14 protein-coding genes and 1 tRNA gene are annotated in these 16,414 nt (G+C 52.6%); 5 read left to right on the forward strand and 10 right to left on the reverse strand.

Going from position 1 to position 16,414, the window contains the following annotated elements:
- The first annotated feature begins 50 nt into the window (after nt 1–50).
- The 4 genes from AB1598_09970 to rny are packed head-to-tail and all read left to right on the forward strand — an operon-like array spanning nt 51 to nt 2,819.
- Entirely contained in the window at nt 51–251 is a 201-nt protein-coding gene (locus tag AB1598_09970; GenBank protein MEW6145333.1) for a hypothetical protein, read from the forward strand.
- Between the two features lies 1 nt (nt 252).
- Nucleotides 253–615, forward strand: coding sequence for a cell division protein ZapA (locus AB1598_09975; protein ID MEW6145334.1), 363 nt, complete (start codon nt 253–255; stop codon nt 613–615).
- Nucleotides 616–646: 31 nt separating this feature from the next.
- A complete protein-coding gene (locus AB1598_09980) occupies nt 647–1,264 on the forward strand; it encodes a 5-formyltetrahydrofolate cyclo-ligase (protein MEW6145335.1) in 618 nt (205 codons plus the stop codon).
- Nucleotides 1,257–2,819, forward strand: a complete 1,563-nt coding sequence (rny, locus tag AB1598_09985) for a ribonuclease Y (protein MEW6145336.1) — start codon at nt 1,257–1,259, stop codon at nt 2,817–2,819. Before AB1598_09980 ends, rny begins: the two co-directional genes overlap by 8 nt.
- Nucleotides 2,820–2,939: 120 nt before the next feature.
- Here rny and ppdK read toward each other — a convergent pair whose 3' ends face one another.
- The 3 genes from ppdK to glyQ all read right to left on the reverse strand — a co-directional run bounded on the left by ppdK (nt 2,940) and on the right by glyQ (nt 8,681).
- Complete coding sequence (gene ppdK / locus AB1598_09990; GenBank protein ID MEW6145337.1) at nt 2,940–5,663, reverse strand: pyruvate, phosphate dikinase; 2,724 nt, start codon at nt 5,661–5,663, stop codon at nt 2,940–2,942.
- A 61-nt stretch (nt 5,664–5,724) separates the two neighbouring features.
- Nucleotides 5,725–7,809 (reverse strand): glycine--tRNA ligase subunit beta, encoded by a 2,085-nt coding sequence (gene glyS, locus AB1598_09995; protein ID MEW6145338.1) that lies wholly within the window; start codon nt 7,807–7,809, stop codon nt 5,725–5,727.
- On the reverse strand, nt 7,794–8,681 hold the full coding sequence (gene glyQ / locus AB1598_10000) for a glycine--tRNA ligase subunit alpha (GenBank protein MEW6145339.1): 888 nt from the start codon (nt 8,679–8,681) through the stop codon (nt 7,794–7,796). Before glyQ ends, glyS begins: the two co-directional genes overlap by 16 nt.
- Before the next feature lie 204 nt (nt 8,682–8,885).
- Here glyQ and purM point away from each other — a divergent pair, with 204 nt between their 5' ends.
- Nucleotides 8,886–9,926: a phosphoribosylformylglycinamidine cyclo-ligase gene (gene purM / locus AB1598_10005; GenBank protein ID MEW6145340.1), complete on the forward strand. Its 1,041-nt coding sequence runs from the start codon at nt 8,886–8,888 to the stop codon at nt 9,924–9,926.
- 23 nt (nt 9,927–9,949) lie between these two features.
- Here the strand turns inward: purM and AB1598_10010 are convergent, their stop codons facing one another.
- The 7 genes from AB1598_10010 to trmFO form a co-directional block, all read right to left on the reverse strand.
- On the reverse strand, nt 9,950–10,951 hold the full coding sequence (locus tag AB1598_10010) for an energy transducer TonB (GenBank protein MEW6145341.1): 1,002 nt from the start codon (nt 10,949–10,951) through the stop codon (nt 9,950–9,952).
- 28 nt (nt 10,952–10,979) lie between these two features.
- Nucleotides 10,980–11,819 (reverse strand): HAD-IIB family hydrolase, encoded by an 840-nt coding sequence (locus AB1598_10015; protein ID MEW6145342.1) that lies wholly within the window; start codon nt 11,817–11,819, stop codon nt 10,980–10,982.
- Entirely contained in the window at nt 11,809–13,020 is a 1,212-nt protein-coding gene (locus AB1598_10020) for a glycosyl transferase (GenBank protein ID MEW6145343.1), read from the reverse strand. The genes AB1598_10015 and AB1598_10020 overlap by 11 nt, the downstream gene beginning before the upstream one ends.
- A 164-nt stretch (nt 13,021–13,184) precedes the next feature.
- A complete protein-coding gene (gene surE, locus AB1598_10025) occupies nt 13,185–13,937 on the reverse strand; it encodes a 5'/3'-nucleotidase SurE (GenBank protein MEW6145344.1) in 753 nt (250 codons plus the stop codon).
- A 113-nt stretch (nt 13,938–14,050) separates the two neighbouring features.
- Nucleotides 14,051–14,127, reverse strand: a tRNA-Pro gene (locus AB1598_10030).
- Between the two features lie 47 nt (nt 14,128–14,174).
- Nucleotides 14,175–14,498, reverse strand: coding sequence for a MerR family transcriptional regulator (locus AB1598_10035; GenBank protein MEW6145345.1), 324 nt, complete (start codon nt 14,496–14,498; stop codon nt 14,175–14,177).
- Nucleotides 14,499–14,636: 138 nt separating this feature from the next.
- Nucleotides 14,637–15,974 carry a methylenetetrahydrofolate--tRNA-(uracil(54)-C(5))-methyltransferase (FADH(2)-oxidizing) TrmFO gene (gene trmFO / locus AB1598_10040; GenBank protein MEW6145346.1) on the reverse strand — a complete coding sequence of 446 codons (1,338 nt, stop codon included), beginning with the start codon at nt 15,972–15,974 and terminating at the stop codon, nt 14,637–14,639.
- Nucleotides 15,975–16,414 lie beyond the last annotated feature (440 nt).

Raw genomic sequence — 16,414 nt, forward strand, 5'->3', positions numbered from 1 at the left:
CAAAAATTTCAAGATAATATTAAACTTATCTAGGTAAAATAATGGAAACAATGGATATTCTAGAAGGCAAAATTAAAGAGGCTCTGTCGAGGAAAACCAAGCTCGAAGTGGAGCACAAAAATCTTATGGAGGAAGTTGTAAATCTCAGGGAAAGTGTAAAAAAACTTGAGAAAGAAAGGGACGAGATTAAACAGAAGTTAGACAGGGTAATCGAGAAGGTCGAGATCTACTTGAGCAGGTCTGAGGCATAGGATGAAACGTCTGAAGATCAGGTTCCTCGATATGGATTATTTTATCAAGACGGACGCGGATGAAGATTATGTCCAGAAGATCGCTGCATACTTGGAGCAAAAAGTGAAAGAGATTTCCGCTCATGAAAACAGCATTGCAGTGCCTAACGCGCTTCTGCTTGCGATGCTGAAGATCACCGATGATTACTTCAAACTATTAAAAGATTTTGAGGAATTTAAAGACGGTGCTGAAGAGAGATCAAAGAGATTGGTTCAAATACTGGAAAGCTCCCTTAACGAAAGAGAAACCTTTGGATTTAACGAAGGAATTCTTAGAGAGGATCTCGGAAGAGAAGAATTGGAAGACTCGTATAAATACAGATGATGTTTATATACCTGATTCGTTTCTTTCCCTCTTGGAGGCAGGGGGTTTAAATCTTGATCAACAGAAAGAATACGCCCGCTCGTATTTCTTAAAGAGAAGGACCCGCCTTTCCAATATCGAAGTAGCCGAGAAAAGCAGCCGGATCACGGATAACCTTGCGCGCTTGGGGCTCTACAGCCGCGCGAGGAGGGTCGGTTTTTACTATCCGGTCAGGAACGAGGCCGATACGAGGGGAATCTTCTCCCTGAGTCTCGGCTCCGGGAAAGAGGCCTACTTCCCGAGGGTAAGCGGGCACGGCCTGATTTTTCATAGAATATTAAGCCTGAACGAGTTTAAACCCGGGAAATTCGGTATCCCGGAACCCGATTCGTCCTCACCCAGCATAGCACCCGAGGATCTGGACCTCGTCCTCGTACCCGGAATCGCATTCGACGACTCCGGCGCGAGGCTCGGGTACGGGAAGGGGTATTACGACCGCCTGCTGGTCGATGTCCCCTTGAACCGAAGGGTCGCGCTTGCGTACTCGCTCCAGATGTCGGATTCGCTCCCCTCAGGGGAGACCGACCTTCGAGCGGGCCTGGTCGTGACCGAATCGGGAATAATCTTTTGCAGAAAAAAAGAAAAAGAAGGAGGAAAACAACATGACTGAACTGATGGTTGCCGTAGCGGCTTCGGTTGTTGCCTTCGCTTTGGGGTACTTAGCTAACCACCTCTATAGACAAATGAAATTGAATAAAAAAATAAGTCTAAAGAAGGACGAAGCAGAGGTCATTATCGAGAACGCCAGGAGAGAAGCCGATAAGATAAGGTCACAGGCGGAGCAGAAGGCGAAGGAGATGGTCGAAAGAAGGAGCTCAGAGATCGAGAACGAATCGAGGGAAAAGCAGAGAGAGGCCTTCAAAACGGAAAAAAGGCTCCAGAAGCGCGAAGAGGTGCTCGATAAAAAATTCGAGGGTGTGGAAAAGAAGGAATCGGAGCTCGCCAAAAAGGAAAGAGACCTCGTGCTGAGGGAGCAGGCCCTCGGGGAAAAACAGAAGGAGCTCGATGCTGTTATAGACGAAGCCAAGAAGAAGATAGAGGACATCGCGGGCATGACGCAGGAAGCGGCCAGAGCGGAGCTCATAAATATAATCGAGGACGAGGCGAGGCATGAGGCGGCTAAAAAGCTCAAGCAGCTCGAGGACCAGCTGCATGAAGATGCGGAGAGGAAAGCGAAGGATATAATTGCGCTCGCTATCCAGAAGTATGCGGGCGAATATACGAGCGAAAAGACGATATCCGTCGTCAACCTCCCCAACGACGATATGAAGGGCAGGATCATCGGCCGTGAAGGAAGGAATATCAGGTCGATCGAGGCCAGGACTGGTGTGGATATTATTATCGACGATACGCCTGAAACGGTGGTCATCTCGTCGCTCAATCCAATAAGAAGGGAAGTCGCGAGGATATCTCTCGAGAGACTGATCGACGACGGCAGGATCCACCCGGCGAGGATAGAGGAGATAGTGTCGGACGTCGAAAAGCAGATAGAGCGCGAGATACTGAAGGCGGGTGAGGAAGCGTTATTCGACCTCGGCATCCCGTCTATACACCCGGAGCTCGTAAAGCTCGTCGGCAGGCTCAAATACAGGACCAGCTATTCCCAGAACATACTCAACCATTCGATCGAGGTTGCGTTCATCTGCGGCATACTGGCCGCCGAGATCGGGTACGACGTAAAGCTCGCCAAGCGGGGCGGGCTTCTCCACGATATCGGCAAGGCCGTCGACCACGAGATAGAGGGGTCGCACGTGGACATAGGCGAGGACCTCGTGAGGAAGTACGGCGAGCCCAAGGAAGTTATAGAGGCCGTAGCGCTCGCTCACGACCCTCAGCCGCAGTCGCTACTCGCTATACTTGTGCAATCGGCTGATGCCATATCCGCGGCGAGGCCGGGCGCGAGGAGAGAGACCTACGAGGCCTACGTGAAGAGGATAACGGACATCGAGACCATCGCGGGCTCCTTCAGGGGAGTCGAGAAGTGTTATGCGATACAGGCAGGGCGCGAGGTGCGCGTTATAGTTGAGAGCTCGAAGGTGAACGACGAGGAAGGGGCGCTGCTTTCCCACGAGATAGCCAAGAAGATAGAGAAAGAGGTCGCATACCCGGGGCAGATCAAGATAACCGTAATAAGGGAAGTGAGGTCCACGGCGTATGCGAGCTAGACGCGGTCGTATTGATTTGTGACGCGGCAGCCCGAGATGAGATTACCGAATTAGAATAGAAAAACCCCCTGAGCCGGAGATTACAGCCGGCTCAGGGGGTTTTATTATGGGTTGAGTTTTCTATTTCTCGTTGAGTGCGCCTTTCGCGGCGGCGAGTCTCGCTATCGGCACTCTGAACGGCGAGCAGCTTACGTAATCGACGCCGATCGCGTTTGAGTACTCGATAGACTGCGGGTCCCCGCCGTGCTCACCGCATATGCCGACCTTGAGGTCGGGTCTCACCTTCCTCCCTTTCGCTATCGCGAGCTTCATAAGCTCGACGACCCCCAGGTCGAGCGTCAGGAACGGGTCTTTTTCGAGGATGCTTATATCCTTTCCGTTGAGAGCCACTTTTTCGTTCATATACGTCTTAATAATTTTTCCCGAGTCGTCTCTCGAAAGCCCGAACATCATCTGTGTAAGGTCGTTCGTCCCGAATGAGAAGAACTCGGCCTCGGTCGCTATCTGGTCGGCGGTGACGGCAGCTCTCGGGACTTCTATCATTGTTCCGATTTTGTATTTTATTTTCTTTCTTGATTTGCTGAGGACTTCGTCGGCCACTTGCTGTATTACGTCTTTCTGCGCTTTCATTTCGGTGACCATCGCCACGAGCGGGACCATTATTTCGGGGACGGCCTTTACCCCTTCGTCCGCCACTTCGGACGCCGCCTCCATTATCGCCGTCACCTGCATCTTTGTGATCTCCGGTATCAGTATGCCGAGTCTGCATCCCCTGAGACCGAGCATCGGGTTGAACTCGTGGAGCTCCTGGACCCTCTCGAGGAGCAATTTTTTTCTGTCGAGTCCCTTCGAGGACGGCTTTTTCATCTCGAGCTCCTTTATGTCCATCATCAGCTCCTGGAGCTTGGGCAGGAACTCGTGGAGAGGCGGGTCGATGAGCCTGATAGTGACGGGGTGCCCCTTCATGTTGCGGAACAGCTCCTTGAAGTCGTTCCTCTGCATCGGCAGGAGCTTCGACAGGTATTTGGCCCTCTCTTCAGGGGTCTGCGAGAGGATCATGTCCTGCATTATCGGTATCCTGTCTTTTGCGAAGAACATGTGTTCGGTCCTGCAGAGCCCTATGCCCTCCGCGCCGAACTTGTACGCTATTCTCGCGTCCTGCGGCGTGTCCGCGTTCGTCCTTACCCCGATCGTTCTGATCTCGTCGGCCCATTTCAGTATTGAATTGAAAATCTTGTAGTTTTCCGATTCTTCCGGTTTTATCTTCTCTTCGACGACCTGTATTATGTCTGACGGTATAACAGGCACGTGTCCGGAATAAACTTTTCCTTCGAATCCATCGAGCGAAATGAAATCGCCTTCCTTGACGATAACGTCGCCCGTCACGAAGCGCCTGTTTTTTTCATCGATGTTTATGTCCTCTGCGCCTACTATGCATACCTTGCCCATCTGCCTGCCCACGACGGCCGCGTGGCTCGTCCTCCCTCCGCGCGCGGTCAATACCCCCTTGGAGGCGGCCATACCCTTTATATCGTCGGCGCTCGTTTCCTTCCTCACGAGAATGGTGTTCTTGCCCTCGCTGCTGAACCTCACTGCCGTATCAGCGTCGAGCGCCACGGCTCCCGACACCGCTCCGGGCGACGCCGCGAGCCCGGTGGCTATGATTTTATGCTTCTCCTTCTCTTCGGGATTGAATATCGGGAACAGGAACTGCTCCAGGTGCTCGGGCTCGATCCTGGAGATGGCCTCTTCCCTCGTTATCAGCTTTTCCCTGACCATGTCGTAGGCGATTTTTAAAGCCGCGATCCCCGTCCTCTTGCCGTTCCGCGTCTGAAGGAAATAGAGCTTCCCTCTCTCGATGGTGAATTCGAAGTCCTGCATATCCTTGAAATGCTTTTCGAGCGCATCTGCGATCTTCACAAGCTGTTTATAGACGGAAGGCAGCTCGCGCTCGAGCTCCTCGATATGCTTGGGTGTCCTTATCCCTGCCACGAGGTCTTCGCCCTGCGCGTTCATAAGGCACTCGGCGTAGAGGTTCCTCTCGCCGCTCGCCGGGTCTCTCGTGAAGCCCACGCCCGTGCCCGAATCGTCGCTCATGTTTCCGAAGACCATGGCCTGCACGTTGGCGGCGGTGCCCAGATCGTCTGGTATGCCGTACTGCTTCCTGTAGAAGATCGCCCTCTCGTTATTCCATGAAAGGAAGACCGCGCGTATAGCCATGTGGAGCTGGTCGAGCGGGCCCTGGGGAAACTCCTCGTTTGCTTTCTTTTTGACGAGCTGTTTTGATTTATCAATGACTTGTTTAAGGATACCGGGCGTGAGGCCGGAATCGCTCTTCACGCCTTCCTTCTTTTTTATATCCGCGAAAAGGTGCTCGAACTCTTCCTTGTCGATGCCGAACACCACGTCGGAAAACATCTCGATGAGCCTCCTGTAGGCGTCCCATACGAATATCGGGTTATCGGTTTTTTTCGAAAGGCGCTCGGCGATCCTGTCGTTGAGTCCGAGGTTGAGGATAGTATCCATCATGCCGGGCATGGAGAATTTGGCGCCTGAGCGCACCGAAACGAGGAGCGGGTTTTCGGGGTCTCCCAGCTTTTTCCCTATGAGCTTTTCGAGCTTCGAAAGGTTGAGCTCGATTTCCTTCAATATGTTTTCCGGGATATGTCGTTTATGATTATAGAATTCGGTGCAGGCTTCCGTGCTTATGGTAAAACCGGGCGGGACGGGTACGCCTATCCTCGTCATTTCCGCGAGTCCCGCGCCCTTTCCGCCGAGCAGGTCCTTCATGTTGCCTTTTCCTTCCGCTTTACCGTTACCGAATAAATATACGAATTTCTTCATGGCAGTTTCCTTTCTGAAAATCTTTTTTTCGTCCTCCGGTAAATTATTTAATCTCTCTCGCTTATGTGCTTAGCTTGGAAAAATCCGCGATTTTAAAAAATAGCTCTCTTATCTCCCGGAGCATCGAAAGCCTGTTCCGCCTCAGCTCCGCATTCTCGTCCATGACGAGCACGTGATCGAAGAATTTATCCACGGGGTCTTTTAACGTTTTCATCAGAGACAATGATTCACGGTAATTCCTCTCCGACATTTTCGCCCCTACCTTTTCGCGGGTTTCGATGAAGGTCATATATAGCTCCCTCTCCGCGGGCTCGACAAACAGGCTCTCCCTGACCTCGCCTACGGGCTGCCCTTTTACTATATTCACTACTCGTTTGAAAGCAATCCCCAGGGATTCGAAATCGCGCGCCTTTCGGAATTCTGAAAGCGCTTCGATCTTCCTCTTCACTTCGACGACGTCATCGAACTCAGTACTTATCACGGCTTCTATCACGTCCTGCGGGAAGCCGTCCGAGATCATTATGTTCCTGAACCTCTCCTTGAAGAATCCGGAAATCTCCGTCAGTACGGCCTCCTGAGATACGGCTGACTTCCCATGGGCCTGATCGGTTATGGCGTCCAGGCTCTTGCGGAAGAGCCCGTTAATGCTCAAATGGTAATTTTTCTCGATGACAATGTTTATTATTCCTATCGCATGCCGTCTGAGCGCGTAGGGGTCTGAAGTGCCTGTCGGTATGAGTCCCGAAACGAAGCACGCCGATACAGTGTCCATCTTGTCGGCGATGCTCAGGACGGAGCCGAGATCGGTTGAAGGCAGGTCCCCTTCGCGGGAAGTCGGCTTGTACTGCTCTTCTATCGCGACCGCGACCTCTTCTTTTTCTCCCGAGAGGAGAGCGTAATATCTGCCCATGATGCCCTGGAGCTCGGGGAATTCGAATACCATCTGGGTCGCGAGGTCCGTCTTCGAGAGCTCCGCTGCGCGGACTGCGTCTGCGAGCGGCTCTATTCCGAGCTGCTGTCCGATCTCCCCGGCGAGAAGCTTTAACCTCTCTGTCTTGTCGTAATATGTGCCGAGGTCGGAGAGGAACACCATTCCTTTGAGCTTTATTTTTTTCTCTTCGAGCGGCGCGCTCCTGTCTTCGTTATAGAAAAACCTCGCATCGGTGAACCTCGCCCTGATTACACGTTCGTTCCCCTTAGACACCACCCTGCCGTCCCTGGCCTTCGTGCCGGCGACGAATATGAAATGCGGAAGTAGCTTCCGGCTCCCCGAGCGGGTGAGGACGGGAAAGTATTTCTGATGGCTTTTCATCACGCTAATAAGGACTTCTTTGGGGAGCTCGAGGAAATCCTCTTCGAAATCACCCTTCAGCACGACCGGGTATTCGACTAGGTAAGTGACCGTCTCCAGAAGCTCCTCGTCTTCGAGCGCGGACCCGCCGATTTTCTCCGCGAGGTCTCTGATCCCCTTTTCTATTAAGCTCTTTCTCCTGTCCTGATCGAGTATCACGAACCCTTTCTCGAGCCCCTTCACATAATCATCCCAGCCCGAGACCGGAAACGGCATCGGGTTCATGAACCTGTGGCCCCGCGATTTCGAAGAGCTTTTGACTTCCTCTATATCGAAACGTACTGTCTTGCCTCCGTATACCGCGAGAATCCACCTTATAGGTCTCGCGAATACCGTGTCCCCGTCTCCCCACTTCATGGATTTCCTGAACGGGAGCTCGAGAATTATTTTCGGAAGCAGCTCTTTTAAGAGTTTTTCGGTTTTCTGTCCCTTTATTTTTTTTACCGCCGCCAGGAACTCGCCCCTGTCCCTCTTTACGGTTACGAGGTCTCTCACGTCCACACCCTGGGATTTCGCGAACCCGACCGTTGCGTCAGTCGGGTTCCCTTTTTCGTCGAACGCTATTCTCACGGGAGGACCGTAAGACTCTCTCGACTGGTCTTCCTGTTTGTCCATGAGCCCTGTAACGCGGAGAGTCAGCCTCCTCGGGGTGCCGAAGGACGAGATATGCCCGTACGGGATTGCGCTCTCGGTAAATTCCCTCGCCGCGGTCTCGGAAAGGTTCCTTATCGCGTCCTTCATGAAACCCGCGGGGATTTCCTCTGTTCCGATCTCCAGTATCAGCTCTTTTGCCATGGATTCTTTTTCGCGAGCGGGAAACCCATTTCCTCCCTTTCGAGGAGATACCCCTCCGCGCATTGTTTCGCGAGCGCCCGTACCCTGCCTATGTATGAGGCGCGCTCGGCTACCCCGATCGCCCCGCGGGCGTCGAGCAGGTTGAACGTATGTGAGCACTTGAGGCAGTAGTCGTAAGCGGGCAGAGGGAGTTTTTTCTTTATAAGCTTCCCGCACTCGCCCTCGAATTTATCGAACATGTCTCTCAGCATCGCAGGGTCGGATTCCTGGAAGTTATATGTCGAGAATTCGAATTCGTCCCGCTGGTGTATCTCGCCGTAGGTTATCCCCTTCGTCCATTCGAGGTCGTACACGCTCTCGACGCCCTGTAGATACATTGCTATCCTCTCCGTGCCGTATGTCAGCTCAGCCGATACGGGTTTTAGGTCGATCCCTCCGGCCTGCTGGAAATATGTGAATTGGGTGATCTCCATACCGTCGAGCCATACTTCCCAGCCGAGGCCCCACGCGCCTAACGTAGGGGATTCCCAGTCGTCCTCCACGAATCTGATATCGTGCGCGAGCGGGTCGATGCCCAGGTATCTCAGGCTGTCGAGATAAAGGTCCTGGATGTCCTTGGGCGATGGCTTGATTATCACCTGGAACTGGTAGTAGTGCTGGAGCCTGTTCGGGTTCTCCCCGTACCTGCCGTCCGTAGGTCTCCTCGAAGGCTCGACATAGGCCACGTACCAGGGCTCGGGCCCGAGGCACCTGAGAAAAGTCGCCGGGTGAAACGTTCCCGCCCCTTTTTCAAGATCGTACGGCTGCACGATTATACAGCCCTTTTTAGCCCAGTAGCTCTGGAGTGACAGTATGAGTTCCTGAAAAGTCATTTATTTCCCTTCAGCCCTGAAAATTAGAGGGAAAAATATACCATTATTTGAATTTTTTGGAAATCCGTGATTCCGGGGATTTCACCCGGCATATTGGAGTGCGTGCCGCCGTTTGACGGACTGAATCGTCCAATCCGTCGGACGGGTATGTCGCGGCGGAGTTCATAGACAAAAACCCCCTCTCAGGTATCTTTCCATTCCGTCATGGCAAAGACTACTTACAAGTCTTCAGGGGTCGATATCGACGCCGGCAACCGCTTTGTCGAGCTCATAAAACCGCTCGCCGCTTCCACCCTGAATAAGAACGTACTGGGAAGGATAGGGGGCTTTTCAGGCGCTTACGAGCTTCCTCTCGGGAAGCATAAGAAGCCCGTGCTCGTAGCCGCGACTGACGGCGTCGGGACAAAGCTCAGGATTGCATTCATGGCGGGAAAGCTCGACACCGTCGGCATAGACCTCGTGGCCATGAACGTGAATGACATAATCGCCTGCGGCGCTGACCCTCTTTTCTTCCTCGATTACATAGCCACTTCAAAACTCAATCCCGAAGAAGGGGCCGAGATCATAAAGGGTATAGTCAAGGGGTGCAGGGACGCGGGATGCGCCCTCCTCGGCGGGGAGACCGCCGAGATGCCGGGATTCTACGGTGAGGGCGAGTTCGATCTCGCGGGTTTCGCCGTCGGGATAGTGGATAAGAACGAGATCATCGACGGCTCGGATGTCGTGCCGGGGGATGCGGTCATAGGGTTCGCATCGAGCGGGCTTCATTCGAACGGATATTCGCTCGCTAGGAAAGTGCTCCTCGAAAAGAAGAGGTACAAGCTCGGAGATTCGCCCGAACACCTGTCACGCCCGCTTGCAGACGAGCTTCTAGAGCCGACACGGATTTATGTAAAAACCGTTCAAAAGCTGAGAAAGCAATTCCGCATCAAGGCAATAGCGCACATTACGGGGGGCGGACTTTTAGAGAATATTCCCAGGGTCATACCGAAGAAATGCACGGCTGTCCTGGACTCATCTTCGTGGTCGCTTCCTCTGATAATGGAGCTTATCAAAAGAGAGGGACGTATCGACGACAAAGAAATGCGGCGCACCTTCAACTGCGGAATAGGACTCGTGATCGTCGTGCGTGCTTCCGACGCCGGCCGCGTTTTGAAAAAGCTCAGCCGACTTAAAGAAAATGCATACCTTATCGGGGAAATAGAGAAAAGAGGCAAGAACGGTCACGGCGTGATCATAAAATGACGCTCGGCACGCCTGCTCCGGTATTACCTGATGAACCCGCCGAACTGATAGATGAAAGTCGCCCTGATGTGGAGCCTTTCGAGTGAGCCCCAGCTTTCTGGAAAGGGGGAGTAAGGGGAGGCCGATCTTATTGCCCTGATTGCCTCATTGTCGAGACGCGCGTACCCGGAAGAGTTAAGGAGCTCGATATTTTCCAGGTCGCCGTTCCGCTTGATCGTGAACACGAGGAACAGCTGTCCCTCTTCCCCGCGGTAGCGCGATTCTTCGGGGTAGTTCCAAACGCTTTCAATCTGGTGCTTCAGCTTTGCGAAGTAGGACAAGTACCTGAACTCTGTCGTGCTCAGCTCAACCGTGTCCTCCTTCATGTTCACGTCCCGGGCGCCCAGGTAGTCCTGGGTGCTCTGCGAGCTCTCGGGGAACGTATTCGGAACGTTGCTGAACAGCTGCTCTCTCGAAATGTCGGGTACGGCCCGTTCCTCGTATTTTCGCCCGGTCACTTTACTGCCGCCTGTATCATCCTTAAGCTGCTCTTTGGGCAGCGAGGCGAGAGTCTTGTCGCGGAGCAGGTCTTCTCTAGTGATGCTCTCCTTGGCCGTTTCCTGTTTGGGTTTTTCTGCTGCCTTTGTTTTAGGTGCCTCTTTCTTTGCGGTTTTTTTAGGCTCTTCCTTTTTTACTTCCGGCTTGGGTTTCCGGGGCGCGGCCGGCTTTTGCGGCGGCGGCAGAGCTACTGTCCTCTTCGTGAACTCGTCCCTCGTCTTTTCTTCCTTTGCTTCGTGTGAGCGCTCCGCGAGCCGCTTGGTCTCTTTAGGCGGCTTCGTTTCCTTTTCCTTGGGCACGGGCAGCTCGGTGATCTCTATATACTGGGGCTCCTTCTTCTCCTTCTTTGCCTGTTTATCTATGATCTCGAATTGAAGGACCAGGATCAGCGCCAGTATCAGCAGGTGAAAGAATATCGAGCCGATTATAAAGGGGAGAAAGGATTTTTTACGCGGTTTTTTCAGGTGTTTGAGCCTTATTTGCCTCACGATCTATTAATGATACCACCCGGTATATTTAAATTCTATTTTCAGTAGATGTTTTTTCTTCATACTTTATAAAAAACTTTAATAATGCGGAGTTAAAGCCGGAGGGGCCTTCCCCGTCCGCGAGCGTCGCGTTTCCGAGCCGGCACCCGCTGTCATAGATTCCTCCTCTTTTCCGGACGAGCACGGGGAAATCGACCTCTTTCAGCATCGGGAGGTCGTTCAGGCTGTCTCCGACCCCTATGGTTTCTATAGACGGCGACTCGTTTCTATAAATTCCGGTGAGGATTCTTACCGCCTTGCCCTTGTCGTTATCCCCCAGGATGTGGTGGAACCTGCTCCCGCGCGTGTAGCTATAACCTCTTTCGGCTATCTTTCTCCCGACCTCCGCCTCGTCTCCGCCTATTATAAGGAAAGGCTCGCTGTAGCTCCTCTCCATCGCCAGGAAGGCTGACTCCTCGTCGAGTCCGGTCGATTCCATTATCTCGGCTAAAGACATATCCGAGATGCCTCTTATGCTTATCCCGGTTTCGGAAGCCACTCTACTGAGAACGCCCCTGAGTATATCGCGCGGCGTCCCTCGCTCTATTACGTGATATCCGCCGTATGTCCTGTCGTAACGGAATTTGCGGCTGAAGTAGCCCTCCGGTATGAAGATGCCCCCGCCGTTTTCCGATATGAACGGGTGGGCGTTCCCGAGGAGCGATCTGTACCTCTCGATCTCGCCGCGGGATTTGCTGGTATTGATGACTAGGGGGATATTTTCCACCTCCAGCAGACGGAGAGCGGGAAGCGCCTTGTCGAATGAATATGTATCGTGATCGAGAAGCGTTCCGTCGAGGTCGGTATATACGAGGAATTTATGACGCATTGTCCTTATCGACCGAGTCCTTTAACATATCGAGAATATCCGGGATGGCCGAGGCCACCCTGCTCCAGTTCGGGATCAGGGGCGATCCCAGGGGGTTTTCGAGGAATTGCCGGCTTGCTATCCTTATGCCACGGGCGAATGTCTCGACTGCGAGCGCTTCCGAGTGCCTGTCGAAAAAGAGACCGTTTATCGCCGCATCGTCTTCGTACATCTTTATCGTATCCTGGGCTATTTTCAGGTAAGTGACCAGGAGCGTATTGAAGGTGCTCTCCGGGAAATTTACCCCTTCCGAAGACAGGGTCCTGAAAAGGGACATGGATATATCGGCGCACATCTTTAGGAGGCCGCCCATCTCGTCATCCGGCGACAGCTGCTGGTGCTTATGCTCGTAATTGTCCGCGAGGTCCACCTGGCATATCCTCTTGAGCGAAACGTTTCTGAACACTTCGGCGAGCGAGCCGACTTCGAGCCCCCAGTCTGCGGGGATCCTGTTCACCCTAACGAGGTCCGTCTTCATCGAGAACTCCCCCGCGAGCGGATACCTGAACCCGTCGAGATAGACGAGGAACGGGATGTGTCCGAAGATCTTTTTGAGCGCCCTGATCACGGGTGATATGAAGAGCCTCGTGACCCTGCCGTACATCCTGTCGGTCACTCTCGAGTAATACCCCTTGCAGAATTCATAATCCATATTCGGGTTCGCAAGCGGGTAGCACAGTCTCGCCAGAAGCTCTCGGCTGTATGTGAGTATGTCGCAGTCGTGGAGGACTATGACTTCGCTCGTCTCTCCCGCGAGGACGTAGCCGTAAGCTATCCATGCGGCACGCCCTTTTCCGGGCTCGCCGACTTCGAGTCCGCTCTCTTTAAGCAGATTGAAGATAGCGGTCATCCTGTCCCCGTCGTCCCAGATGATCTTGTAATTATCCGGGAGCACCGAGAAGAACTCCTGAGCGTGTCTGAATTCCCTCTCGTTCGCCCTCCCCAGCGTTATCACGATCTCGTTCAGGTACCTGACTTCTTTCAGCTGTTTCAGGATTTGTTTGAGGGCTTTCCCCTTGAGCTCCGAGTAGAGGCACGGAAGCACGAGCGCGATCGGGCGCGTCTCGCAGAACTCGAGCAGCTGTTCTTCCAGCTGTCCGACATTGTTCTTGTTGAGCCTGTGGAGTGTCGAAAAAGACTCTGTCTGATAAAAATCGCCCATGTCTGTGACCTCCCCCCCACGAGCTATAAATGATAGCACACGGGCATATGACAACCTAACGCTTTTTTCGCGGCTCGGAGGGCGATAAATATTATGATACCGGGAGCGCTCGCATGCCGCAGCGGCTGATTCCGTCGGGCGCTATTTATTCGGTAGTATAAAAGTTACCGGGAAAGGTCGGTTCTCAGCTTTTCCAGATAGCCGTAGTTAGTGAGGTCGAGACATATCGGAGTCACCGAGACGTAGCCGTCTCTCACCGCCGTTATGTCCGAGTTCTCGATCTCTACCGAGCCGAGCTCGTATCCGCCGATCCAGTAGTATTTCTTCCCTCTGGGATCGACCTTCTCCACGACCGGCTCTCCGTAGACGCGCTTACCCTGTCTCGTCACCATGACGCCTTTGATATCATCGACGGGGAGGTTGGGTATGTTAACATTCAGCACCGTATCCTCGGGGAGCTTGTTTTCGAGGACATACCTCGCTATGATCTGCGAATAATGGAAAGCCGGATCGAAGTTGAAGTTGACCTTCGTCGCGAGCGATATAGCGATAGAGTTGATTCCCAGGAGCGCCCCTTCCATGGCCGCGCTCACTGTGCCGGAGTACGTTATATCGTCGCCCAGATTTTCCCCCTTGTTTATTCCCGAGACGACGAGGTCGGGCTTCCTGTCTTTGAGGATCCCGTTTACGGCAAGGTTTATGCAGTCTGTCGGGGTCCCGTCCACTGTATAAACGTAATCCGATATCCGCTCGATCCTGAGCGGACGGTAAAGGCTCAGCGAATGGCTCACCGCGCTCTGGTCCCTGTCCGGGGCGACTATGTATACCTCTCCCAGGGGCTTGAGAGCTTCGTTGAGCCTGTGGAGCCCTTCCGAATTTATTCCGTCGTCGTTCGATATGAGTATGGTCGGAGGCATGTCACTATTACCGAGAGAAAGGAGTCAATCGGTCAGGCAATACAAAATACACAATTGACAGCGCCGGGCAAGTTTCATCAATAATTCTTCGATTGAAAACACGCCTGAGTTGATGGTCGGGGTGGCCGGAATCGAACCGGCGACCCTCGGCACCCCATGCCGATGCGCTACCAAGCTGCGCTACACCCCGTCTGAGAGCTATGGAAAATTTCTATTGAAAAAGGGGGAGGCGAAAAGCTAACCCAGGTTCTGCTTGATGGATTTCAATTCGCCCAAAACTTCATGCAGCAAAACGTTTACTTTCGTGCTGACCCGTTTCTGATTAGCTTCTTCTTTGAGCTTCTTCTTTGCGCCAGCTATCGTAAAACTTTGCTCATAAAGCATATTTTTAATCTTTACTATCGTGTGTATGGCTTCACGGTCGTAAAGTCTCTGAGACTTTCTCCTGATCGGGGTTATTTCCTCGAACTCGCTTTCCCAGTACCTGAGCACATAGGGCTTTATACCGGTGAACTCGCTTACTTCCCCGATCCGGAAATATATCTTGTCCGGAAGACTCACTTCAGCTTTATTCTGCAACATATTTTAAAAATTAGACCACTTTGGTCTGATTGTCAAGTCTAAATGATTAGGTATTACGAATATTTATAGAGTGATTTTAAAGTATGGAGAACTTTCATGATTATAGCGCTTTTTCGTTTAATATGACTGCGTTCGGAACGGGCAAAACCGGCCCATAGCCCCGAGCGCCCTTTCCGCTATCCAGCATTTCTTACGGGATTTCGGTATCTTTTCCAGGGGAGGGGGGAATAGTCCGAAATTTATGTTCATCGGCTGAAAATTCTTGATGCTGCTGTCGGATACGTACCTCAGGAGTGAGCCTATCGCGGTCTCTGGCGGCGGAATCACCGGGCTTTGGCCGAGCGTTACCCTTCCGGCGTTGATGCCGGCGATAATGCCCATCGCGGCCGATTCGACGTACCCTTCAACGCCCACTATCTGGCCGGCAAAGAATATGAGGTCGCTTTTTTTAAGCTGGAGCGTTTCGCGCAGGAGCCTCGGGGAGTCGATGTAGGTGTTTCTGTGGACGCTCCCGTACCTCATGAACTCCGCCCCCTCGAGCCCTGGTATCATCCTGAATATGCGCCGCTGCTCGGGATATTTGAGCTTCGTCTGGAACCCCACCATATTGTACATCGAGCGCTCCGCGTTCTCGGCCCGGAGCTGTACGACAGCAAACGGTGTCGCGCCCGTGCGCGGGTCCCTGAGGCCCACGGGACGCGCCGGACCGAACCTGAGCGTTTCCCTCCCGCGACCGACTATCTCCTCAACCGGCAGGCAGCTCTCGAAGTAGATGCCCTTTTCAAAATCCCTGGTCTCGATCTTCTCCGCCTTATTTATCTCGTCGACTATGGCGTAATATTCATCCTTTTTTATCGGACAGTTTATATAATCGCCTTCCCCCTCGTTCTCCTTCTCATACCTCGAAGCCCTGTAGACCTTCGAATAATCAATGGAATCCGCGTCGATTATCGGGGATATCGCATCGTAGAAATATAAATGTCTTGAGTCGGTCAAAGCCCGGATGTTTTCCGCTAGAGACTCTGAAGTGAGCGGGCCCGTCGCGATTATAAGGGGGGAAACGGGAGAATCCGGAATACCCCCGAATTCCTCTCTCACGATCTCGATAAGCGGATTGTTTTCAATTATGCCTGTGATATACCGTGCGAACGCGATCCGGTCCACCGCCAGGGCCTTGCCCGCGGGCACTCGAGTCTTCTCGGCAGCCTCTATGACAAGAGAGCCCAGACGTCTCATCTCTTCCTTCAGTATGCCGCTTGCGTTATCAATTGAGTCTGATTTAAGGGAGTTGCTGCAAACGAGCTCGCCCAGGTCGCCCGTGCTATGAGCCGGGGACGATTTAAGCGGTCTCATTTCGTATAATTTGACCCTGACGCCTAATTTCGATGCCGCATGCGCTGCCTCCGAGCCGGCAAGCCCCCCGCCTGCTATGATTATTTCATTCTCATTTTTCATGCGCTTAATTCTACCCGAACAGTGGTATTTCGGCGCAGCCGGGACTGGTGACAAATAAAGTCTCTATAATACAATATTCGTCATTTTAAATCATTAGTGATAAGTGCGGGTTACACTAAATTCTTAAGATTTTATTGTTATCTTGGCAACTTAAGTTGGGGCCGGGTTTGTTAAGTCCAATGGCATATATTTTGCTAAAATTTAGTAAATGGTTGATCGGTACGGATTGATTTAAACGCCAACCAACATTGAAACGTGTTTTTGGGCCTATAATTGGATATGGGGAATATGTTCAAGATAGATATGTGCAAGTTTCTTGCCCGGGACGTTCGGGACAGGTGGGGCCGGGTAGCGAATGCATGCGGCTGTGGGAATGCCCGATTAAGGGGGCTATCTATATCTATTTCCCTGTCCGACTGTCCCTGAAGAGGGTTTTGTAC

Source organism: Thermodesulfobacteriota bacterium (genome assembly GCA_040754335.1).
Taxonomy (GTDB): Bacteria; Desulfobacterota_D; UBA1144; order Nemesobacterales; family UBA2774; genus 2-12-FULL-53-21.

Excerpts from the sequence above, each read along its gene's own strand:
- glyS (MEW6145338.1), bottom strand. The coding sequence starts at position 7,809 with ATGGCAAAAGAGCTGATACTGGAGATCGGAACAGAGGAAATCCCCGCG.
- rny (MEW6145336.1), top strand. The coding sequence starts at position 1,257 with ATGACTGAACTGATGGTTGCCGTAGCGGCTTCGGTTGTTGCCTTCGCT.
- glyQ (MEW6145339.1), bottom strand. The coding sequence starts at position 8,681 with ATGACTTTTCAGGAACTCATACTGTCACTCCAGAGCTACTGGGCTAAA.
- surE (MEW6145344.1), bottom strand. The coding sequence starts at position 13,937 with ATGCCTCCGACCATACTCATATCGAACGACGACGGAATAAATTCGGAA.
- AB1598_09975 (MEW6145334.1), top strand. The coding sequence starts at position 253 with ATGAAACGTCTGAAGATCAGGTTCCTCGATATGGATTATTTTATCAAG.
- purM (MEW6145340.1), top strand. The coding sequence starts at position 8,886 with ATGGCAAAGACTACTTACAAGTCTTCAGGGGTCGATATCGACGCCGGC.
- AB1598_10020 (MEW6145343.1), bottom strand. The coding sequence starts at position 13,020 with ATGGGCGATTTTTATCAGACAGAGTCTTTTTCGACACTCCACAGGCTC.
- AB1598_10015 (MEW6145342.1), bottom strand. The coding sequence starts at position 11,819 with ATGCGTCATAAATTCCTCGTATATACCGACCTCGACGGAACGCTTCTC.
- trmFO (MEW6145346.1), bottom strand. The coding sequence starts at position 15,974 with ATGAAAAATGAGAATGAAATAATCATAGCAGGCGGGGGGCTTGCCGGC.
- ppdK (MEW6145337.1), bottom strand. The coding sequence starts at position 5,663 with ATGAAGAAATTCGTATATTTATTCGGTAACGGTAAAGCGGAAGGAAAA.
- AB1598_09970 (MEW6145333.1), top strand. The coding sequence starts at position 51 with ATGGATATTCTAGAAGGCAAAATTAAAGAGGCTCTGTCGAGGAAAACC.